Here is a 21619-nt window from a genome sequence, read left to right as displayed (position 1 = left end):
GCCGGGTCAGAGCCAGCCGCGCCGCTTGAACCAGCGGTACAGCAGGACGATCACGCCGGCCATCAGCGCGAGCGCCCCCGGGTACCCCCACGGCTGTCTCAGCTCGGGCATATGCGTGAAATTCATGCCGTAGATCCCGGCGATCATCGTCGGCACCGCGGCCATCGCCGCCCACGCCGAGATCTTGCGCATGTCGTCGTTCTGCCGCACGCCCATCTGAGCCAGATGGGCGGAGAGAATGTCCGACAGCAGCCGGTCCAGCCCCTCCACATGCTCGTTCACCCGGGTCAGATGGTCGCTGACATCGCGGAAAAACGGCCGTGAGCCCTCGTGCACGAACGGCACCCCGGTACCCGCGAGCCGCTCCATCGGGTCCGCCAACGGCCCGGCCGACCGGCGGAATTCCATCACCTCGCGCTTGAAGGCGTAGATCCGCCCGGCGGTGTTCTGCCCGGCGGTCCCGTTCGGGGCGAACACCTCCGTCTCCAGCTCCTCCAGATCCGCGTGCAGACCGTCGGCGACGTCCAGATAGTGGTCCACGACCGCGTCGGACACCGCGTACATCACGGCCGTCGGCCCGTGCTGGAGCACCTCGGGGGCCTTCTCCAGCCGGTCGCGCACCGAGCCGAGCGGATTGGCCTGGCCGTGCCGTACGGTCACCACGAAGGAGTCACCGACGAAGACCATCAGTTCACCCGCGGTGACGGTACCGGCCTTCTCGTCGTACTGGACCGGCTTGAGCACCAGGAACAGCGAATCGTCATAGACCTCCAGCTTCGGCCTCTGGTGGGCGCTCAGGGCGTCCTCGACGGCCAGGGGATGCAGTCCGAACTCGCTGGTCACCAGCTCGAACTCCTTCTCGGTCGGCTCATGCAGCCCGATCCACAAGAAGGCGTCCCCACTCGCGCGCGCCTGATCGAGGGCGTCGGAGAAGTCGGCGGGTCCCTCGGTGCGGCACCCGTCCCGGTAGATGGCACAATCCACGATCACGCCGGGCATTGTGCCTCGGGTGACGCGGATCCGCACGGGGGGACCGGACCGGGAGCCGGTGCGCACCCGGGCGAGCGGCGGCCGCCGGGGTCGTAGGGTGGCAGGCATGCCCATGCTGATCCTCGTCCGGCACGGCCGGTCCACCGCCAATACCGCGGGCGTCCTCGCGGGCTGGACACCCGGTGTCGCCCTCGACGAGCGCGGTGCGGCCCAGGCCGCGGCGCTGCCGGGCCGGCTGGCCCAGCTGCCCCTCGCCGCCGCCGTCACCAGCCCGCTCCAGCGCTGCCAGGAGACCCTGGCCCCGCTGCTCGCCGCCCGCCCCGAACTGCCGCTGCACACCGAGGACCGGATCGGGGAGTGCCACTACGGCGACTGGTCCGGCCGCAAGCTCGCCGAGCTGGCCGATGAACCGCTGATGAACGTCGTCCAGCAGCATCCGTCCGCCGCCGCCTTCCCCGGCGGCGAGTCCATGCGCGCCATGCACGCGCGCGCGGTCGAGGCGGTGCGCGAGTGGAACGCCCGGATCGAGCGGGAGCACGGCGCCGACGCGGTCTATTTGATGTGCTCCCACGGGGACCTCATCAAGGCGCTGGTCGCCGACGCCCTCGGACTGCATCTCGATCTCTTCCAGCGGATCTCGGTCGAGCCCTGCTCGGTCACCGCGATCCGCTACACCCCGACCCGGCCCTTCCTCGTCCGGCTCGGGGACACCGGCGACTTCGCCGGGCTGGTGCCGCGCGAGGAGACCCCCGCGGACCGCGGCGGGGACGCGGCGGTCGGCGGCGACGCGGGAGCACCGTGATCTCCGTGCGCAGTAGGGTGGTGCCGCGGTGCGAGCGCGCCGTGACAGCCGTGACCGGGCGGTCGTGACACCCAGCGGTCAGCAGTCAGTCAGCCGAGCAGTCGAACCAAATGGAGCAGGACGTTGTCCCGTCAGGTGTTCCTCTATGACCCGCCGGACCGTTTCGTCGCCGGTACGGTCGGGCTGCCTGGTCGTCGTACCTTTTTCCTCCAGGCGTCCGCCGGTGGCCGGACCACCAGCGTCGCGCTGGAGAAGACGCAGGTCGCCGCGTTGGCCGAGCGGATAGACGAGCTGCTGGACGAAGTGGTGCGGCGCACCGGCGGAAACGCCCCGGTCCCCGCCGTCGCACCGGCCGAACTCACCGACACCGCACCGCTGGAAGTCCCCGTCGAGGAGGAGTTCCGGGTCGGCACCATGGCACTCGCCTGGGACGGCGAGGAACAGCGCATGATCGTCGAGGCACAGGCGCTGGTCGAGCTGGAGGCCGAGTCCGAGGAGGACCTGGCCGAGGCCGAGGAGCGGCTGCTCCAGGACGATGTGAACGGCCCGCCCATGCTGCGGGTGCGGCTCACCGGGACGCAGGCACGCGCCTTCGCCAAGCGCGCCCTGGAGGTCGTCAACGCCGGCCGTCCGCCCTGCCCGCTGTGCAGTCTGCCGCTCGACCCGGAGGGACACGTATGTCCGCGCCAGAACGGATACCGCCGCGGAGCCTGACGCCGCCGGCCCCGTCCGAGCTGCTGGCTCTCGGTGAGCTGACGGTGCGCGGCCGGGTCCGGGAGGCGTCCAACGCGGTGCTGTACTGCACGGTCGAGTACGAGGGCCACAGCGCCCCCTGCGTCTACAAGCCGGTGGCCGGGGAGCGGCCGCTGTGGGACTTCCCGGACGGCACGCTCGCCCAGCGCGAGGTCGCGGCGTACGAGATCTCCGAGGCCACCGGCTGGGGCCTGGTCCCGCCCACCGTGCTGCGCGACGGGCCGTACGGCCAGGGGATGTGCCAGCTCTGGATAGAGGTCGAGGCGGTCTCGGCCTCCTATGGGGCAGAGGCCGACGGGGCGGACGGCGACGGGTCCGGGGAGACCCGGGGTACCGAGCTGCTCGCCCTCGTCGAGGGCGACGATCCGGGGCCCGGCTGGAAGGCGGTGGGCTACGCCGAGGTGGGCGAGGGCCGCACCGCGCTGCTGGTGCACGCCGACGACGTACGGCTGCGCCGGCTGGCCGTGCTCGACGCGGTGATCAACAACGGCGACCGCAAGGGCGGCCATCTGCTGCCCGCGGCCGGCGGCCGGCTCTATGCGATTGATCACGGTGTCACCTTCAACGCCGACGACAAGCTGCGCACCCTGCTGTGGGGCTGGGCCGGGGAGCCGCTGCCGGACGACGTGATCGAGGTGCTGGGCCGGCTGGCGGACCGGCTGGCCGACGGCGGCCCGCTCGGCGCCCGGCTGGCGGAGCTGATCACCGAGGCCGAGATCGAGGCGCTGCGGGCCCGTGTCGCCACTTTGCTGCGGACCGGGAAGCACCCCGAGCCCAGCGGTCAGTGGCCTGCCATCCCCTGGCCGCCGGTCTGAGCGGACCGCCCCGCTCCGGGGTCCGGAAGCGCCCCTGAAGGGAAGCCGTTGTCCCCGGAGCAAGGAGCGCAAGCAGCTCACGGGCGTCTGCGCAAGACCGCCTATTCGGCCAACACGGCTGGTCCGGTTCGTATACGGACGCTGCATCCGGTTACGCTCATTGCATGTATGCCTGGCCCGCTTCTGAGGTTCCCGCCCTGCCCGGCAGTGGCCGCGACCTGAGCATTCACGACACCGCGACCGGGGGACGGATCACCCTGACCCCCGGCCCCGTCGCGCGCATCTACGTCTGCGGGATCACCCCGTACGACGCGACCCACATGGGTCATGCGGCGACCTACAACGCGTTCGACCTCGTTCAGCGCGTATGGCTCGACACCAAGCGCCAGGTGCACTACGTCCAGAACGTCACCGATGTCGACGATCCCCTGCTGGAGCGGGCCCAGCAGAACGGCGACGACTGGACGGCCCTCGCCGAGCGCGAGACCGCCCTCTTCCGCGAGGACATGACGGCCCTGCGGATGCTGCCCCCGCGCCACTACATCGGCGCCGTCGAGGCGATACCCGGGATCGTGCCGCTCGTGGAGCGGCTGCGCGACCTGGGCGCCGCCTATGAGCTCGAAGGCGACATCTACTTCTCCGTGGAGTCCGACCCCTCCTTCGGCTCGGTCAGCCGGCTCGACGCCGAGGCCATGCGGCTGCTGTCCGCCGAGCGCGGCGGCGACCCCGAGCGCCCCGGCAAGAAGAACCCCCTCGACCCGATGCTGTGGATGGCCGCCCGCGACGGCGAGCCGAGTTGGGACGGCGGATCGCTCGGCTCCGGCCGCCCCGGCTGGCACATCGAATGCGTGGCCATCGCCCTGGACCACCTCGGCATGGGCTTCGACGTGCAGGGCGGCGGATCGGATCTGGCCTTCCCGCACCATGAGATGGGCGCCTCGCACGCCCAGGTCCTCACCGGAGAGCGGCCGTTCGCCAAGACCTATGTGCACGCCGGGATGGTGGCCCTCGACGGCGAGAAGATGTCCAAGTCCAAGGGCAACCTGGTCTTCGTCTCGGCGCTGCGCCGCGACGGGGTGGACCCGGCGGCCATCCGGCTCGCGCTGCTGGCCCACCACTACCGCGCGGACTGGGAGTGGACGGACGGGGTGCTGCGGGAGGCCGAGGAGCGCCTCGGCCGCTGGCGCGCCGCCGTCTCGCGGCCGGACGGGCCCTCGGCCGACGCGCTGCTGGAGGAGATCCGCGAGGCGCTCGCGGACGACCTGGACTCACCCGCCGCCCTGGCCGCCGTCGACCGCTGGGCCGCCGCGCAGACGTCGGCCGGCGGTACGGACGAGGGGGCGCCCGGACTGGTCTCGCGCGCCGTGGACGCGCTGCTGGGCGTGGCCCTCTGACGCGGCGTCGCGGCCGCACCGCCGCCACACCGCGACCGTAAGAACAAGAGCCCGCGCCGGGATCGTCCCGGCGCGGGCTCAGCGCTGTTCCAGGTGTGTCCGCGCGGTGTGCCGTGCCGCCCGTCGTGTGCCGTACGGCGCGTCGTATGCCGTACGGCGGCGGGGCCGTGGCTACTGGCCGGAGTCGGACCCCTGGTCCCCTTGGTCCCCCTGGTCGCCGTGCGAGTCGTCCCGGCCCTCGGTGTCCTGGGCGCTGTCGTCCGGCTCCTTGGCGTCGGCCCCGGTGCCGTCCGTGTCCTCGGCGTCGCCCTTGTCCGCCTCGTCGTCCTTGGCGGACGGCTTGCGCGGCCGGCCATGGCCGCCGGCGGGGTCGCGTAGGTACGGGGTGCCCGAGCCGGTGCCAGGACCCGCCGTGCCGCCCTCCCGGCCGTCCGCGAGACCGCCGGTCTCGGTCGCGTGGCCGCCGGGGCCGGGCTGGCCGTCGCGCCGCCGCAGATAGCGCTCGAACTCGCGGGCGATGGCCTCGCCCGACGCCTCCGGCAGCTCGGCGGTGTCCCGCGCCTCCTCCAGCGACTGGACGTACTCGGCGACCTCGCTGTCCTCGGCGGCCAGCTGGTCCACGCCGAGCTGCCAGGCCCGTGAGTCCTCGGTCAGCTCACCGAGCGGGATGCGCACCGCGATGAGGTCCTCGAGGCGGTTGAGCAGCGCCAGGGTGGCCTTCGGGTTCGGCGGCTGCGAGACGTAGTGCGGCACGGCCGCCCACAGGCTCACCGCCGGAACGCCCGCGTGGGTGCATGCCTCCTGGAGGATTCCGACGATCCCGGTCGGGCCCTCGTAGCGGGTCTCCTCCAGGTCGAGGCTGCGGGCCAGGTCCGGATCGGAGGTGACGCCGCTGACCGGCACCGGCCGGGTGTGCGGGGTGTCGCCGAGCAGTGCGCCGAGGATGACGATCATCTCCACGCCCAACTCATGGGCGTAGCCGAGGATCTCGTTGCAGAACGACCGCCAGCGCATGCTCGGCTCGATACCGCGCACCAGCACCAGGTCCCGGGACTTCTCCCCGGTGTCCGCCCGCACCACCGAGAGCCGGGTCGTCGGCCAGGTGATCTTGCGCACCCCGCCGTCCAGCGCCACGGTGGGCCGGTTCACCTGGAAGTCGTAGTAGTCCTCGGCGTCGAGCGAGGCGAAGACCTCGCCCTTCCACTCCCGGTCCAGGTGCCCGACCGCGGTGGAGGCGGCGTCTCCGGCGTCGTTCCAGCCCTCGAAGGCACAGATCATGACCGGGTCGATCAGCTCGGGAACCCCCTCAAGCTCGATCACCCAGCGCCTCCTTCCGGCCGGGGCGGACCGATCAATTCCGCCTCCAGCTGCAGTTCCCATTGCGTGCCACCCAAGCCTACGGCTTTCCGGGTCTCCGGCCGCAGCCCCCGCACCAGAGCGTTCCTCCATTCATCCGATCTGTCCTTCGAAATGTCCGGCACACCCCTGGACGAAACCGTTATGGCGGCGCTATACATCGGATCACCGCGAAAGGTCCGATCTTCTCTCGCGCGCATCGTTTAGGGAGTTCCCGTTGAGTCTGCGTCCGTCCGTCACCGAGCTCGAGGTCCACGACATCCGTTTTCCCACCTCGGAGCAGCTCGACGGCTCGGACGCCATGAACCCGGACCCCGACTACTCCGCCGCCTATGTCGTGCTGCGCACGGACGCCGAGGAGGGGACGGCGTCCGAGGGGACGGCGTTCGGCGGGACGGCGTGCGAGGGGTACGGCTTCGTCTTCACCATCGGCCGCGGCAACGATGTCACCGCGGCCGCCATCCGCTCCCTGCGTCCCCATGTGGTGGGCCGCCCCGTGCCGTTGACCGCCGCCGACCTCGCCGCCCTGCACCGTGAGCTGACCCATGACTCGCAGCTGCGCTGGCTCGGACCGGAGAAGGGCGTCATGCATATGGCGGCCGGGGCGGTGGTCAACGCCGCCTGGGACCTCGCCGCCCGGTACGCCGCCAAGCCCCTGTGGCGGTTCCTCGCGGAGATGTCGCCCGAGGAGCTGGTCGAGCTGGTCGACTTCCGCTACCTCAGCGACGCGCTCTCCCGCGACGAGGCGCTCGCCATCCTGCGTGCCGCCGAGCCCGGCCGCGCCGAGCGGGCCGCGCGCCTGCGCGAGCGGGGCTACCCCGCCTACACCACCTCGCCCGGCTGGCTCGGCTACTCCGACGAGAAAATGGTCAAGCTGGCGCAGGAGGCCGTCGCCGACGGCTTCGGCCAGATCAAGCTCAAGGTCGGGGCCGATCTCGACGAGGACCTCAGGCGGCTGCGGCTCGCGCGCGAGGCGGTCGGTCCCGATGTGCGCATCGCGGTGGACGCCAACCAGCGCTGGGACGTGGCGGAGGCGGTGCGCTGGATGAGCGCCCTGGCGCCGTACGACCCGCACTGGATCGAGGAGCCCACCAGCCCGGACGACGTCCTCGCGCACGCCGCCATCCGCGCCGGACAGCCGGTCAGGGTCGCCACCGGTGAACACGTCGCCAACCGCGTGGTCTTCAAACAGCTGCTCCAGGCCGGGGCGGTGGACTTCGTCCAGATCGACGCGGCGCGGGTCGCCGGGGTCAACGAGAACCTCGCGATCCTGCTGCTCGCCGCCAAGTACGGACGTCCGGTGTGCCCGCACGCGGGCGGCGTGGGCTTGTGCGAACTGGTCCAGCACCTGGCCATGTTCGACTTCGTGGCCGTCTCGGGCAGCTGGGACGACCGGGTCATCGAGTATGTCGACCACCTCCATGAGCACTTCGCCGACCCGGTGGTGATCGAGGCGGGCCGCTACCGCGCACCGACCGCGCCGGGCTTCTCCGCTCGTATGTACCCCGAGTCGATCGCCGCCTACCGCTATCCGGACGGGCCCGAATGGCGCACCCGCCTCGCCCGGCAGCCCGCGCAGGGACCGTCCGCACCCGAACCGTCAGCGCACGAACCGTCCGCACCCGAACCGTCCGTACGACAGGAGGACCACCAGTGACCACCGGGGACTTCGAAGGGCTGGCCGCGCTCGTCACCGGCGGCGCCTCCGGCATCGGCGCCGCCATCGCCGCCACGCTGCGCGACCGCGGCGCGCGGGTCGCCGTGCTCGACCGCGACCCGTCGGGCGCCCCGGACGGCACGCTGCCGCTCAAGGCCGATGTCACCTCCGACGAGGCGATCAGGGGCGCGGTGGACGCGGCGGTGGCCGAATTCGGGGCCCTGCACACGGTCGTCGGCAACGCGGGCATCGGCGCGATCGGCACCGTCGAGGACAACTCCGACGAGGAGTGGCACCGGCTGCTCGACATCAACGTGCTGGGCCTGGTCCGCACCGCGCGCGCCGCGCTGCCGCATCTGCGCGCCGCCGCGGCCGACCGGCCCGGCGCCGTCTCCATCACCCACACCTGCTCGATCGCCGCCACCGCCGGACTGCCGCAGCGCGCCGCCTACAGCGCCAGCAAGGGCGCGGTGCTGTCGCTGACCCTTGCCATGGCGGCGGACCACATCCGCGAGGGGATCCGCGTCAACTGCGTCAACCCCGGCACCGTGGACACCCCGTGGGTCGGCCGGCTGCTCGACCAGGCTCCCGACCCGGCGGCCGAGCGGGCCGCCCTGGAGGCCCGGCAGCCCACCGGACGGCTGGTCTCCGCCGACGAGGTGGCCGCCGCGGTCGCGTATCTCGCCGGCCCCGCCGCCGCGGCCGTCACCGGCACCGCGCTGGCCGTCGACGGAGGGATGCAGGGCCTGCGGCTGCGCCCCGCCTCCTCCTGAGACACCGCCCTCTCCTGAGACACCGCCCCGCCGAACCGCCGAGGAGCAGCGCCACCCGGACGACTCGACCAGGAACGACCAAGGACGGGACTCGATGACGAGACTCCGCACCACCGGCACCGCCGCCTGCGCCGTGCTGCTGGCCGTCGCGGCGCTCACCGGCTGCAACCGTGAGAGCAACGGCGCCGGCGGCGGCAAGGTCGGCATCGACATGCCACGGACGGACACCGACTTCTGGAACTCCTACCAGCAGTACCTGGAGAAGGGCATCGACAAGGGCACGGTCTCCGCGCTGCCCCTGTCCAACTCGCAGAACGACATCTCCAAACTGGTCGCCAATGTCCAGGCGTTGACCGACCAGGGCGCCAAGGCGGTCATCATGGCCCCCCAGGACACCGGGGCCGTCTCCGCCACCCTGGAACAGCTGGCGGAGAAGAAGATCCCCGTGGTGAGCGTGGACACCCGCCCCGACTCGGGCAAGGTCTACATGGTGGTGCGGGCCGACAACCGGGCGTACGGCACCAAGGCGTGCGAGTACCTCGGTGAGAAGCTGGGCGGCAAGGGCCGGGTCGCCGAGCTCCAGGGCGATCTCAGCTCCATCAACGGCCGGGACCGTTCGCAGGCGTTCGCCTCCTGCATGAAGAAGAAGTACCCCGGCATCACGGTGCATGAGCTGCCGACCGACTGGAAGGGCGATGTGGCCTCCGCCAAGCTGCAGAGCCTGCTGGCCCAGCACAAGGACGTGAACGGCATCTATATGCAGGCGGGCGGCGCCTTCCTCCAGCCCACGCTCGCGCTGCTGGAGCAGAAGAGGCTGCTGAAACCGGCCGGTTCGGCCAAGCACATCACGATCATCTCCAACGACGGGATTCCCGAGGAGCTGGACGCGATCCGCTCCGGGAAGATCGACGCCACCCTCTCCCAGCCCGCCGACCTCTACGCCCAGTGGGCCCTGAACTACGCGAAGGCGGCTCTGGACGGCAAGACGTTCACCCCGGGCCCCACCGATCACGGCTCCGAGATCGTCAAGATCGGGAACGGCCTGGAGGACCAGCTTCCGGCGCCGCTGGTCACCAAGGAGAACGTCGACGACACGAAGCTGTGGGCCAACCAGCTCGAGAAGAAGTGACCATGGCCGCGGTCGAGCAGCCCGCCGTGGTGCGGGCCCGGGGCATCGTCAAACGGTTCGGGCCCACCGTCGCCCTGGACCACGCCCGGCTGGCCGTACGGCCCGGGGAGGCCCATGCGCTCGTCGGGCGCAACGGGGCGGGCAAGTCCACCCTGGTGTCCGTCCTGACCGGCATGGAGCGCCCGGACGAGGGCGAGGTGACCTTCTCCGGCGAGCCCGCCCCCGGCTACGGCGACACCGCCGCCTGGCAGCGCCGGGTGGCCTGCGTCTACCAGAAGTCGATGGTGGTCCCGGAGCTGACGGTCGCCGAGAACCTGTACCTCAACCGGTTCCCCGGCACGGGGCGCATCCGCTGGCACGCCCTGCGCGAGGAGGCCCGTGCGCTGCTGGCCGAGTACGGCGTGGCGGTGGACCCCCGGGCGCGGGCGAAGGACCTCGGCGTCGAGCAGCGGCAGTTCGTGGAGATCGCCCGCGCCCTGTCCTTCGGCGCCCGGCTGATCATCCTCGACGAGCCCACCGCCCAGCTCGACGCGGGCGGTATCGAGCGGCTCTTCGCCAAGCTGCGCGAGCTGCGCCGCCAGCAGGTCGCCTTCCTGTTCATCTCGCACCACCTCCAGGAGGTCTACGAACTCTGCGACACCGTCACCGTCTTCCGCGACGCCCGGCACGTGCTGACCGCCCCGGTCGCCGAGCTGCCCAAGGAGGCGCTGGTGGCGGCGATGACCGGGGACGACGGCGCCGCGTCCGGGGGCGACTCCCGGGCGGCCGTCCGGGTTCCCGTCACCCGTAAGGAGGCCACCCCGGGCGGGGAGCCGGTGCTGCGCACCGAAGGGCTCGTCCGGGAGGGCGAGTTCGAGCCGCTGGACCTGGTGGTGCGCCCCGGCGAGGTGCTCGGTCTGGCCGGGGCCACGGCCAGCGGCAACACGGCGGTCGGCGAGACCCTGGTGGGGCTGCGCACACCGGCCGGCGGCCGGCTGTCGGTGCGTGGCCGGCCGGTGCGCCCCGGCAGCGTGCCGCACGCCATCGACGCGGGCATCGGCTACGTCCCGGAGGACCGGCACGACCAGGGCCTGGTCCTGGGCCGCAGCGTCGCCGAGAACGCCACGCTGACCGTCACCGACCAGCTGGGGCCCTACGGCACGGTGCTGCCCTCCCGCACCCGCGCCTTCGCCCAGCGGATGATCACCTCCCTGGACATCAAGACCTCGGGCCCCTCGCAGCCGGTTTCGGGTTTGTCCGGCGGAAATCAGCAGAAGGTCGTCATCGCGCGGGCGCTGGCCCGTGAGCCCAGCGTCCTGGTCGCGATCCGCCCGACCGCCGGGGTGGACGTGAGGTCCAAGGACGCGCTGCTCGGCGTCGTACGGGACGTGGCCGCGGCCGGGAGCGGGGCGGTCATCGTCTCCGACGAACTGGACGACCTGCGCATCTGCGACCGGGTCCTGGCGTTCTTCCACGGTCGGGTGGTCGCGGAGTTCGGCGGCGGCTGGAGCGACCGTCAGCTGGTGGCCGCCATGGAGGGCATGACCGGACCCGGCACCACGGGCCCGAACGGCACGGCGGGAGACACAGGAGACGCAGGCGGCACAGGGGATGCAAGGGACGCAGGAGACACGGGAGACCGCACGGAAGGAAGGCAGCCATGACCGATACGGCACGGCAGCGGACCGCCGAGGCGGTGGCCGACGACCCGGCGGGGCGGGGCCGGCCGCGGATCGACATCGCGCGCTGGCGCGATCTGTCGCTGGTCCCCGTGATCTTCGTCCTCGGGGTGATCGGCTTCATCGTCTCACCCGCCTTCCTCACCCAGGACAACCTGATCGGCGTCGTCCAGCAGTCCACCGAGCTGGGGCTGCTGGTGCTGGGCGAGGCGCTGATCCTGATCAGCGGGCGGATGGACCTCTCGCTGGAGTCGACCATCGCCGTGGCGCCCGTGCTCGCCCTGTGGTTCGTGCTGCCCGAGCACGGGGCGCGGTTCGAGGGCCTGGGGCTGCTGCCGGTGTGGACCGCCATCCCGCTGTGCCTGGCGGTCGGGGCGCTGATCGGCGCGGCCAACGGGTTCCTGATCCTCAAGCTGCGGGTCAACGGCTTCATCGCGACCCTGGGCATGCTCACCATGCTGCGCGGACTCCAGGTCGGCGTCGCCGAGGGCCAGTCGATCGTCAACGTCCCCGCATCCTTCCGCTACCTCGGCAAGGCCGAATGGCTGGGCGTGCCCGCCGCCGTGTGGATCTGCCTGGGGCTGTACGCCGTCGGCGGCCTGGCGCTGGGCTATCTGCGGCACGGACGCGCGCTGTACGCGATCGGCGGCAACCCCGAGGCCGCGCGGGCGGCGGGCATCCGGGTGGACCGGATCACCTGGATCGTGCTGAGCGCCGGCGGCCTTCTCGCCGCCTTCGCGGGCGTCCTCTACACCGGCCACTACGGCTCGGTCGCCGCGACCCAGGGCAACGGCTGGATCTTCCAGGTGTTCGCCGCGGCGGTCATCGGCGGGATCAGCCTCAAGGGCGGCCGGGGCACGCTCTTCGGCGCGCTCACCGGTGTGCTGACCCTGCAACTGGTCGTCAATGTGATGACCCTCGGCGGGGTACCGCCGCTGTGGAACCAGTTCATCAACGGCTCGATCATCATCGTCGCCCTGATCATCTCCCGCTATGCCGGCGGCGAGAAGCAGGACTGAGCAACGGGCAGGAGGGAGCCATGGCGGTCGACGGCGGACGGGCCCCGAGCGGCCTGCGCGAACTGGGGCGCTCGGGAGTGCGGGTGCCACCCCTGGGCCTCGGCTGCGCGCCGCTGGCCAATCTCTACGAGGCGGTGCCGGAGGAGCGCGCCAGGGAGACCGTAAGGGCGGCGTTCGACACCGGTCTCACCTATATGGACACCGCGCCGCACTACGGCGTCGGACTCTCCGAGGAACGGCTGGGACGGGTGCTGGCCGGGCGCGACCGCGCCGGGTACACGCTCTCCACCAAGGTGGGGCGGCGGCTGCGGCCCCGCTTCCTGGGGGAGCCCGGCCAGGCCGAGGGGTTCGCGGCCACCCCCGACCGGGTCCGGGAGTGGGACTTCACCCGGGACGGCATCCGGGCCACCCTGGAGTCCTCCCTGGAGCGGCTCGGGGTCGACGCCGTGGACATCGTCTACCTCCACGACCCGGAGAACCACATCCGTGAGGTCCATGAGACGGGTTTCGCGGCGCTGGCCGAGCTGAAGGCGGAAGGGCTCGTCCGGGCCATCGGCTTCGGCATGAACCACAGCGATGTGCTCGCCCGGTTCGTCGCCGACTTCGACGTGGACGTCGTGCTGTGCGCGGGCCGCTGGACACTGCTGGAGCGCACCGCCTACGACGACCTGCTGCCGGTGTGCGAGCGGCGCGGCACCTCCGTGGTGGCCGGCGGCGTCTACAACTCCGGGCTGCTCGCCGACCCCGGCCCCGGGGCCCACTACGACTACCAGCGGGCGCCGACCGAGCTCATCGAGCGGGCCCGGCGGCTGGCCTCGGTGTGCGCCGAGTTCGGCGTGGAGCTGCGGGCCGCCGCGCTGCGCTTCCCCTTCGGCCATCCCGCGGTGGCCGCGGCGCTGGTCGGCTGCGCCTCCCCGGCCGAAGTCCGGGACAACGCCGAGCTGTTCACCCGCGACATCCCGGACGAACTGTGGCGGACCCTGGTGCGGCGCGGTCTGCTCGACGACGACATCCCGCTGCCGGTCTGACCCGAAGGCGATCCGAAGGAGTGCCCGTGCCGCGCCGTATCGACGCCCACCACCATCTGTGGGACCTGACCCGCCGTGCACAGCCCTGGATGGACGGCCCGTGGGCCGACCCCATCCGCCGCACCTTCACCCCGGCGGACCTCGCCCCGCACCTGGACGCCCATGGGATCGGCGCCACCGTCGTCGTCCAGTCCAGCTCCTCCGTCGAGGAGACCCGGGAACTCCTCGCCCTGGCCGACGGCTGGGGCCGTATCGCCGGCGTTGTCGGCTGGACCGACCTCACCCACCCCGGGGTGGGCGAGGTGCTCGCCGAACTGGCCGCCGGGCCCGGCGGCGACCGGCTGGTGGGCGTGCGCCACCAGGTGCAGGACGAGCCGGACCGGCGGTGGCTGGCCCGCGACGACGTCCGCCGCGGGCTCGCCGCCGTGGCCGACGCGGGCCTGGTCTACGACCTGCTGATCACCCCGAGGGAACTTCCCGTGGCGATCGACGCCGTCCGCGAGCTGCCCCAGCTGGGCTTCGTCCTCGACCACGCCGCCAAACCGCCCGTGGCCAGCGGGGAGCGCGACCCCTGGGCCCGGCAGCTCGCCGCGCTCGCGGCCCTGCCGAACATCGACTGCAAACTGTCCGGACTGGTCACCGAGGCCGCCTGGGACGGCTGGCGGCCCGAGCAGGTGCTCCCGTACGCCTGGCACGTCCTGGACGTCTTCGGGCCCGGCCGGGTGCTGTTCGGCTCCGACTGGCCGGTGTGCACCCTGGCCGCGACCTACGACGAGGTGGTGTCCCTCGCGGAGCGCGCCACCCTCGGGCTCGGCGAGGACGAGCGGGCCGCCGTCCTCGGCGGCACCGCGGCCCGCGCCTACCGCCTCCGGCCGTAGGCCCTGAAGGCCCGTAGGCCCTGACGGCCCAGGGGCCCCGAGGGCCCCGAGGGCCTCTGACGCCCGTGCCCGGGAGCACTCACAGCGTGGCGCGCAGCCACTGCTCCACGCTCGCGATGTGCACCGTCGCCCAGGACCGCGCCGCCTCCGCGTCGCGGTCCCGCAGCGCGGCCAGGATCGCCCGGTGCTCGGTGAGGGTGCGGCTGACCGCGTCCTCCTGGGTCAGCCCGCGCCACACCCGGGCCCGGGTGGTGGGCCCGGAGAGCCCGTCGAGCAGTGAGCAGAGCACCGAGTTGCCCGAGCACTGGACGATGCCGCGGTGGAACTCCAGATCGCCGGCGACCAGCTCCTCCACGGACGGCGCCGGCCCGAGCACGTCCAGTTGCGCCTGGAGCCGGTCCAGCTCGGCGTCGCTGATCCGGGTGCAGGCCAGCGCCGTGGCCGCGGGCTCCAGGATCCGCCGCACCGCCAGGAACTCCAGCACCGTGTCATCGCGGTGGAAGTCCACGACGAAGCTCAGCGCCTCCAGCAGCAACTGGGGGTCGAGGCTGGTCACATAGGTGCCGTCGCCCTGCCGTACGTCCAGGATCCGGATCAGCGACAGCGCCCGTACGGCCTCGCGCAGCGAGTTGCGGGACAGTCCGAGCTCGGCGGCCAGCTCGCTCTCCTTGGGGAGCCGGTCGCCGGGGCGCAGCGCACCCGAGACGATCATGCCCTTGATTTTCTCGATCGCCTCGTCGGTGACCGCCATGGTGGACCTCCCCGGGAGTTAAACCTCCGATGTATCGGGCCCATTATGGCGCGCGCCATGACGTGACCGGACCGGCGGCGTCCGCCGGGGACGCCGCCGGTCCGCTGTGAGCGGCTCAGAAGGTGAACGGACCCGGCGACTGGGCCGAGGTGGCGGTGCAGTTCACCGTGATCAGGCCGAAGATCACCAGCTTCAGCGACTTGGCCTCCAGGACGTCGCCCGCGGCCACCGTGCCCTTGAGCGGGCCGGTGCTCACGGCGGAGCCGGCCGGGAGCGCCGGGCTGGAATTGCCGGTGAAGGTCGTGGTCCCGGAGCCGTTCTTCGACAGCGTCAGCGTCGACCTCACCGAACCCGCCGCGACGTCGATCGGCGACGTGATCGCCGACGAGGACAGGGTGATGGTCGCGGACGTCCCGCTCTGCGTGGCCGTCAGCGTGGCCAGACCCGATCCGAAGGTCCCGCAATCGGCCGTCAGGGTGGCGGTCGTCGGGGTGACCGCGGTCGCGGTCGGGGCCAGCGCGAGCGCGCCGGCGGCCAGTGCTGCTGCTCCCATTGCCGTGCTGATCCCGAGCTTGATCCGTCTCATGGGACTGCCTTCCGGAGTGGGGGAAGTGCGGCTTGTGTGGGTTCCTGACTGCCCGTCATCCACGGGCGATGTCATTGATGCGCGTGCCGCCGAAGAAGGCAAGAGCGATTCAGCTGATTTTTAACGCGCGAGTAAGGTGGCGGTCCCCGGGAAGGGGCCCGCCAACTCTCCTCCGTGCCACGGACGTTGGGGGAGGGACGCGACTCAGCTCCACAGGGTGCTGGGCGCCTCCCGACGCACCACCGGGGCGATCTCCTCGGCGAATCTCTGCAACGTCTCGATCTGCCGGGACCGGCTCAGCCCGATGCCGTCGACCGTGATCGACTGAAGGTCGTGCCGGTAGACCTCGTGATAGGCGAGGATCTTGTCAATGATCTGCTGCGGGCTCCCGATGAGCTGCGGCCCGTTCTCGATCGCGTCCTCGATGGTGCGGAACGGGGTGTTGTAGCCCGGTTTGCCCGCCAGATGGGGCTTGAAGCTCTGCCGGACCCGCGCCTCGTAGTAGTCCTTGTACTGCGCAATCGCCTGCTGGGTGGTGTCGGCGATGAACAGCCCGCCGGACCCGGCCGCCACATACGCGGCCGCCGGGTCGTGCCCGTATGCCTCGAACCGCTCGCGGTAGTGGCGGATCAGCTCGGCGTACGCCGCACGCGGCTGGATGGCGTTCGCCGTGAACAGCGGATCGCCGTGCCGGGCGGCCAGCTCGGTGGAGTTGCGGCTGGTGGCCGAGCCGTGCCAGATCCTGGGCAGACCGTCGTAGGTGCGCGGCACGGTCGTCACCCCCTTCAGCGGCGGCCGGAACTCCCCCTCCCAGGTGACGTTCTCCTCGCTCCACAGCCGCCGCAGCAGCTGGTACTTCTCGGCCTGGAGATCCCACTGCCGGTCCTCGTCGAGGCCGAAGAGATCGAAGTGCCCGGCCTCCGCGCCCTTGCCCACCACCAGCTCGATCCGGCCCCGGGAGATCTGGTCCAGCGTCGCGTAGTCCTCGGCGACCCGCACCGGGTCCAGGATCGCCACCACGGTCACCCCGGTGAGCAGCTTGATCCGGGAGGTGCGGGCCGCGAGCGCGCCCAGCACCACCGTGGGGCTGGAGGACAGGAACGGCCCCGCGTGCCGCTCCCCGACGGCATACGCGTCGAAACCGAGCCGCTCGGCGGCCACCCCCGTCTCCAGGACATCCTCGAACCGCTCGGCGGCCGGGGGCAGCTCACCGGTCAATGGATGCGGGGCATGGCTGATCAGGGACAGTACGGAGAACTTCATGGTGTCCTTCCAGCATCGGGCTGATCTGTCCGGATCTCTCCGGCGTCATCGGTCATCGGGGCGCGGGCGGCGCGGCGGAACACCCCGCCCGCGCCCGGTCACGCGCGCTTGGCCCAGGCCTCGGCCAGCAGTTCGTACGAGCGCACCCGGTCCTCGTGGCCATGCGTGATCGTGGTGATCAGCAGCTCATCCGCGCCCGTCGCCTCGCGCAGCGCCGCCAGGCGCTCCACCACCGTCTCCGGCGCCCCCACGAACTGGGTGTCGACCCGGTCGGCCACCAGCGCCCGGTCCTCGTCCGACCACCGGTGCCGGGCCGCCTCCTCGGGCGTGGGGAACGGAATCGCCCCCTCGGCGGTACGGATGGAGCGCACCCACAGCCCGTACCCGGAGGCCAGCCGGCGCGCGGTCGCGTCATCGGGGGCGACGACCACATCGGCCGAGACCAGCACCCGTGGCGCGGCCAGCGCGGGGGAGCGGCGGAACGCCTTGCGGTACGCCTCCACGGCCTCCACCACCGACCCCGGGCTGACGTGGTAGTTCGCGGCGAACGGCAGTCCGCGCGCGGCCGCCGTCTCCGCGCTCGTACCGCCGCTGCTGCCCAGGATCCACACCTCGACGTCGGCGCCCTCGCCGGGAACGGCATGCGCCTCCACCCCGTCCGCCGAGCGGTACTCCCCGGCCAGCAGGGCCAGGATGTCGTCGATCTGCTCGGCGTACTCGGGTGTGATGGCGCCCGGCTGCCGCAGCAGTTCCTGGTGCAGCCGGAAGCGGGGCGAGGCCAGCAGCTTCGGGAAACCGGTGTACTTCGGCGGGAGGTAGAGCCCGCTGTCGGTGAAGGTGCCCTCGGCCCTCCCGGCCTCCTCGGCCCTCCCGGCCTCCTCGCCCCCGGTCGTCCCGGACCCCTCGGCCCCGGTCGTCCCGGACCCCTCGGCCGGGGGAGCGGCCGGTGTGCGCGGGACGCCGCCCGAGCGGCCGAGCCCCAGGTCGATCCGGCCGGGGTGCAGCGCGTCGATCAGCCCGAACTGCTCGACCACCGACAGCGGGGTGTGATGGCCCAGCTGTACGGCGCCCGAGCCGACCCGGATGCGCTCGGTGGCCCCGGCGACCAGCGAAATGATCAGCGCGGGGGAGGTGCCCGCGACACCGGGGTTGAGATGGTGCTCGGCCAGCCAGTAGCGGCGGTAGCCGGCCGCCTCGGTGCGGCGCGCCAGATCCAGGGTGTTGCGCAGCGCCTCGGCGGCGGTGGAGCCGGAGCTGATGGGGACGAGATCGAGTACGGACAGCGGAACGTCGGAGGACATCGGGGCACGCCTCTCGTGGCTGAGGGAGGGAATCAGGCGGATCGGGCCGGGGCCGCGTGGCGCCCGCCGGGGATCGCGGCGAGCAGCTCCTCGGTGTACGGGTGGGAGGGCGAGGCGAAGACCTCGTCGGCCGTGCCCGTCTCCAGCAGCCTGCCGCCGCGCATCACCCCGACCCGGTCGGCGATCTGCCGTACGACGGCGAGGTCATGGGAGATGAAGAGATAGCTCAGCCCCAGATCGCGCTGGAACTCCGCCAGCAGCTCCAGAATGCGCGCCTGCACCGACACGTCCAGCGCCGACACCGGCTCGTCGCAGATGACCAGATCGGGGCTGAGGGCCAGCGCACGGGCGATCGCGACCCGCTGCCGCTGACCGCCCGACAGCTCACCGGGCCTGCGCCGCAGGGTGGTCGCGGGCAGCGCCACCCGGTCCAGCAGCTCGGCCGCGCGCCGCAGCCGTGCCGCCCGGTCGCCGACCCGGAAGGCGCGCAGCGGCTCGGTGACGGCGTCGGCGACGGACCGGCGGGGGTCGAGCGAGGAGTACGGGTTCTGGTAGACCAGCTGAACGCGGCGCCGCAGCCGGCGCAGCGCCGCGCCGGACAGCGCGGTGATGTCCTGGCCGTCGAACCGGATCCGGCCCTCGGTGGGATCGGTCAGCCGCGCCACCATGCGGGCCGTGGTGGACTTGCCCGAACCGGACTCGCCGACGAGGGCGAAACTCTCACCGCGCCGGATGCGGAAGTCCACGCCGTCCACGGCGCGGACCCGCGCCCGGCCGCGCGGGGCGAACTCCTTGACCAGCCCCTCGGCGACGACGAGATCGGCGCCCTCGGCGGCGGGCTCCCCGGCCGCCGCCTCGCGCACCCGCACCCGCACCGGCTCCGTCGCCACGCTCGGCGCGCTGGCCAGCAGCCGCCGGGTGTACGGATGCCGGGGCGCGGTCAGCACCTGGTGGGCCGGGCCGGACTCCACGATCTCGCCCTCCGACATGACCGCGATCCGCCGGGCCCGGTCGGCCGCGACCCCCAGATCGTGGGTGATCAGCAGCACGGCCGTGCCCGCTTGACGGGTGAGCGTCTCGATGTGGTCCAGGATGCGCCGCTGCACGGTGACGTCCAGCGCGCTCGTCGGCTCGTCGGCGATCACCAGCCGGGGGCGGGCCGCCACCGCGATCGCGATGAGCACCCGCTGCCGCATGCCCCCGGACAGCTCGTGCGGATACTGCCGGGCCCGGACCTCCGGGTCCGGCAGCCCGGCCTGCCCCAGGATCCGTACGGCCTCGGCGGGGGCGGACGCCCGGTCCGCCAGGCCGTGGATCAGCAGCACCTCGGCGACCTGCCGCCCGATCCGCTGCACCGGGTTGAGCGAGACCATCGGGTCCTGCGGGATCAGCCCGATGTCCCGGCCGCGCCGCGCCCGCAGCTCCCGGTCCCCGGCCGCGGCCAGATCCGTGCCGTCGAAGAGGATCCGGCCGCCGTCCACCCGCCCGCCGGGCGGCAGCAGACCGATGACCGCGTGCGCGGTGGTGGACTTCCCCGAGCCGGACTCGCCGACGAGGGCGACCACCTCACCGGGGGCGATGTCGAGGTCCACCCCGCGCACGGCGGGCGGGGCGCCGTCGCCGGCGCGGTAGGAGACCCGCAGGCCGCGGATGGACAGCAGGGGTGCGGTGTCGGTGGTCATCGGGAGAGCTCCTTGGCTTCGCCGTCCAGCGCCCGGGAGACCCGGCCGGCGGCCAGCACGGTGGCGGCGATGGTCAGGCCCGGCAGGGTGGTGAGCCACCACGCGGTGGCGAGGTAGTCGCGGCCGCCCGAGACCAGGGAGCCCCACTCCGGCGCCGGGGGCTCGGCCCCGTAGCCCAGGAAGCTGAGCGCGGAGACGGCGAGCACCACGGTGCCGAACTCCACGGCCGCGTAGACCAGTACGGGCCCCGAGGCGTTCGGCAGCACATGCCGCAGCAGCACCGACAGCGGGCCCGAACCCGAGGACCGCGCCGCCTCGACATAGGTGGCCTCGCGGACCCGCAGCACCTCCGCCCGCATGATCCGGGCGAAGCTCGCGACGCTGGTCACGCCCACCGCGACGGCCACCTTGACGGTGCCGAAGCCGAGCGCGGTCACCAGGGCGAGGGAGAGCAGCAGGCCGGGGATGGCGAGCAGCACATCGGCGATCCGCATCAGGACGTCGTCGAGCAGCCCGCCCACGTACCCGGCGAGCAGCCCGAGCGCCGAACCGACGACCAGACCCACCGCCACGGCCAGCGAGGTGGCCTTGAGCGAGAGCGCCGAACCGTGCACCACCCGCGAGAACAGGTCACGGCCCAACTGGTCGGTGCCGAAGGGGTGATGGAGGCTGGGCGGCCGCAGCCGTTCGGCCGGCACCCCCGACAGCGGATCCCGCCCGGTGAACAGGCCGGGGAAGAAGGCCGTCAGGAGCACCAGGACGAGGACGGCCACCGCCACCACCAGACCGGGCCGGCGCAGCCAGAACCGCACCGCGGCGCGGCGGCTCATCGGGTCACCGCCGGGGCCGCGGCACCGGTGACGCGCGGATCGAGCAGCGGGACGACCAGGTCGACCGCCAGATTGGCGAGCACGAAGGCCAGGGCGCCGAAGACCACCAGACCCTGCACCACCGGAATGTCCTGGGCGGTCACGGCGGTGGCGGTGATCCGGCCGATACCGGTCCGGGAGAACACCGTCTCCACGATCACCGACCCCGCCAGCAGATTGCCGACCAGCACCCCGGCCACGGTCAGCGGCGGGATCGAGGCGTTGCGCAGCGCGTGCCCGAAGTGCACCCGCCGCCGGCTCGCTCCCTTGGCCAGCGCCGTCTCCACGTACGGCTCGGCCAGCGCGGTCCGCAGGCTCTTGGCGAAGACCTGCGCGATCACGGCGGAGGTGGGGATGGCCAGGGTGATGGCGGGCAGGACCAGGCTCTGTGGCCCCTCGTTGCCGATGGCGGGCAGCAGCCCCCAGCGGAACGACACCACCTGGACGAGGATCAGGCCCACCCAGAAGGTCGGCGCCGAGACGCCCAGCGCCGGCAGCGACAGCAGGGCCTGCCGCAGCCAGCGCCGCCGGGTGTAGGTGGCCGCCAGGGCGACGCCCGCCCCCAGCACCGTGGCCAGCAGCAGCGCGGCCGAGGTGAGCTGGAGCGTCGCGGGCAGCTGGTCGGCGATCAGCCGGGTGACCGGGTCACCGTTCTGCACGGAGATCCCGAAGTCGCCCCGCAGGGCGTGCCACAGCCGGTCTCCGTACTGCTCGATCAGCGGTTTGTCGAAACCGTAGGTCCGCTTGAGCTCGGCGATCTGCTCGGGACTCACATCGTTGGTGTCACCGCCCCCCGAAGCCATGATCGACACCGGGTCGCCGGGCAGTAGATACAGCACGACGAAGGAGGTGGTGAAGGCCGCCCACAGCACGAAGACCGCCTGGAGCAGCCGCTGCACAAGGTAGCGCGGCATG

Annotated in this window: 20 protein-coding genes; 11 read left to right on the top strand and 9 right to left on the bottom strand. The window is 72.5% G+C overall.

The genetic code is table 11. The features are described 5' to 3' along the window. Positions 1-6 precede the first annotated feature (6 nt). Positions 7-999: a magnesium/cobalt transporter CorA gene (gene corA, locus PS467_RS09925; RefSeq protein WP_311034956.1), complete on the bottom strand. Its 993-nt coding sequence runs from the start codon at positions 997-999 to the stop codon at positions 7-9. A gap of 97 nt (positions 1000-1096) precedes the next feature. On the opposite strand from corA, the gene PS467_RS09920 reads away from it, so the two are divergent. The 4 genes from PS467_RS09920 to mshC all read left to right on the top strand — a co-directional run bounded on the left by PS467_RS09920 (position 1097) and on the right by mshC (position 4754). After that, entirely contained in the window at positions 1097-1792 is a 696-nt protein-coding gene (locus tag PS467_RS09920) for a histidine phosphatase family protein (RefSeq protein ID WP_268971076.1), read from the top strand. Between the two features lie 123 nt (positions 1793-1915). After that, positions 1916-2506, top strand: coding sequence for a DUF3090 domain-containing protein (locus PS467_RS09915; protein ID WP_268971075.1), 591 nt, complete (start codon positions 1916-1918; stop codon positions 2504-2506). Continuing rightward, complete coding sequence (locus PS467_RS09910) at positions 2470-3360, top strand: SCO1664 family protein (protein ID WP_311034955.1); 891 nt, start codon at positions 2470-2472, stop codon at positions 3358-3360. Before PS467_RS09915 ends, PS467_RS09910 begins: the two co-directional genes overlap by 37 nt. A gap of 164 nt (positions 3361-3524) precedes the next feature. Then, positions 3525-4754, top strand: coding sequence for a cysteine--1-D-myo-inosityl 2-amino-2-deoxy-alpha-D-glucopyranoside ligase (mshC, locus tag PS467_RS09905; protein ID WP_311034954.1), 1230 nt, complete (start codon positions 3525-3527; stop codon positions 4752-4754). A 171-nt stretch (positions 4755-4925) separates the two neighbouring features. Here mshC and PS467_RS09900 read toward each other — a convergent pair whose 3' ends face one another. Next, on the bottom strand, positions 4926-6074 hold the full coding sequence (locus PS467_RS09900; RefSeq protein WP_311034953.1) for a PAC2 family protein: 1149 nt from the start codon (positions 6072-6074) through the stop codon (positions 4926-4928). 259 nt (positions 6075-6333) lie between these two features. Between PS467_RS09900 and PS467_RS09895 the strand changes: the two genes are divergently transcribed. From PS467_RS09895 to PS467_RS09865, 7 genes are all read left to right on the top strand, one after another. Then, positions 6334-7767 (top strand): enolase C-terminal domain-like protein, encoded by a 1434-nt coding sequence (locus PS467_RS09895; RefSeq protein ID WP_311039803.1) that lies wholly within the window; start codon positions 6334-6336, stop codon positions 7765-7767. After that, on the top strand, positions 7764-8540 hold the full coding sequence (locus tag PS467_RS09890) for an SDR family NAD(P)-dependent oxidoreductase (protein ID WP_311034952.1): 777 nt from the start codon (positions 7764-7766) through the stop codon (positions 8538-8540). Before PS467_RS09895 ends, PS467_RS09890 begins: the two co-directional genes overlap by 4 nt. Positions 8541-8634: 94 nt before the next feature. Continuing rightward, positions 8635-9669: a sugar ABC transporter substrate-binding protein gene (locus PS467_RS09885; RefSeq protein WP_268971070.1), complete on the top strand. Its 1035-nt coding sequence runs from the start codon at positions 8635-8637 to the stop codon at positions 9667-9669. 2 nt (positions 9670-9671) lie between these two features. Next, a complete protein-coding gene (locus PS467_RS09880) occupies positions 9672-11312 on the top strand; it encodes a sugar ABC transporter ATP-binding protein (RefSeq protein ID WP_311034951.1) in 1641 nt (546 codons plus the stop codon). After that, positions 11309-12346, top strand: coding sequence for an ABC transporter permease (locus PS467_RS09875; protein ID WP_311034950.1), 1038 nt, complete (start codon positions 11309-11311; stop codon positions 12344-12346). The genes PS467_RS09880 and PS467_RS09875 overlap by 4 nt, the downstream gene beginning before the upstream one ends. 20 nt (positions 12347-12366) lie before the next feature. Beyond that, complete coding sequence (locus tag PS467_RS09870; protein ID WP_311034949.1) at positions 12367-13374, top strand: aldo/keto reductase; 1008 nt, start codon at positions 12367-12369, stop codon at positions 13372-13374. Positions 13375-13400: 26 nt separating this feature from the next. Further along, positions 13401-14252, top strand: coding sequence for an amidohydrolase family protein (locus PS467_RS09865; RefSeq protein WP_311034948.1), 852 nt, complete (start codon positions 13401-13403; stop codon positions 14250-14252). Positions 14253-14331: 79 nt separating this feature from the next. Here the strand turns inward: PS467_RS09865 and PS467_RS09860 are convergent, their stop codons facing one another. The 7 genes from PS467_RS09860 to PS467_RS09830 all read right to left on the bottom strand — a co-directional run bounded on the left by PS467_RS09860 (position 14332) and on the right by PS467_RS09830 (position 21618). After that, a complete protein-coding gene (locus tag PS467_RS09860; RefSeq protein ID WP_311034947.1) occupies positions 14332-15003 on the bottom strand; it encodes a FadR/GntR family transcriptional regulator in 672 nt (223 codons plus the stop codon). 115 nt (positions 15004-15118) lie between these two features. Then, positions 15119-15589, bottom strand: coding sequence for a hypothetical protein (locus PS467_RS09855; protein ID WP_311034946.1), 471 nt, complete (start codon positions 15587-15589; stop codon positions 15119-15121). Positions 15590-15793: 204 nt separating this feature from the next. Further along, a complete protein-coding gene (locus PS467_RS09850) occupies positions 15794-16852 on the bottom strand; it encodes an LLM class flavin-dependent oxidoreductase (RefSeq protein WP_311034945.1) in 1059 nt (352 codons plus the stop codon). Positions 16853-16950: 98 nt separating this feature from the next. Further along, positions 16951-18153, bottom strand: coding sequence for an LLM class flavin-dependent oxidoreductase (locus PS467_RS09845; protein ID WP_311034944.1), 1203 nt, complete (start codon positions 18151-18153; stop codon positions 16951-16953). 32 nt (positions 18154-18185) lie between these two features. Continuing rightward, positions 18186-19835, bottom strand: a complete 1650-nt coding sequence (locus PS467_RS09840) for a dipeptide ABC transporter ATP-binding protein (RefSeq protein ID WP_311034943.1) — start codon at positions 19833-19835, stop codon at positions 18186-18188. Further along, complete coding sequence (locus PS467_RS09835; RefSeq protein ID WP_311034942.1) at positions 19832-20665, bottom strand: ABC transporter permease; 834 nt, start codon at positions 20663-20665, stop codon at positions 19832-19834. The genes PS467_RS09840 and PS467_RS09835 overlap by 4 nt, the downstream gene beginning before the upstream one ends. After that, positions 20662-21618, bottom strand: coding sequence for an ABC transporter permease (locus PS467_RS09830; protein ID WP_268971059.1), 957 nt, complete (start codon positions 21616-21618; stop codon positions 20662-20664). The genes PS467_RS09835 and PS467_RS09830 overlap by 4 nt, the downstream gene beginning before the upstream one ends. Position 21619 lies beyond the last annotated feature (1 nt).

It is taken from the genome of Streptomyces luomodiensis, from assembly GCF_031679605.1.
GTDB classification, from domain to species: Bacteria; Actinomycetota; Actinomycetes; order Streptomycetales; family Streptomycetaceae; genus Streptomyces; species Streptomyces luomodiensis.
Note: the sequence above shows the minus strand (reverse complement) of the source record. Positions and strands in the feature narration are given on the sequence as shown.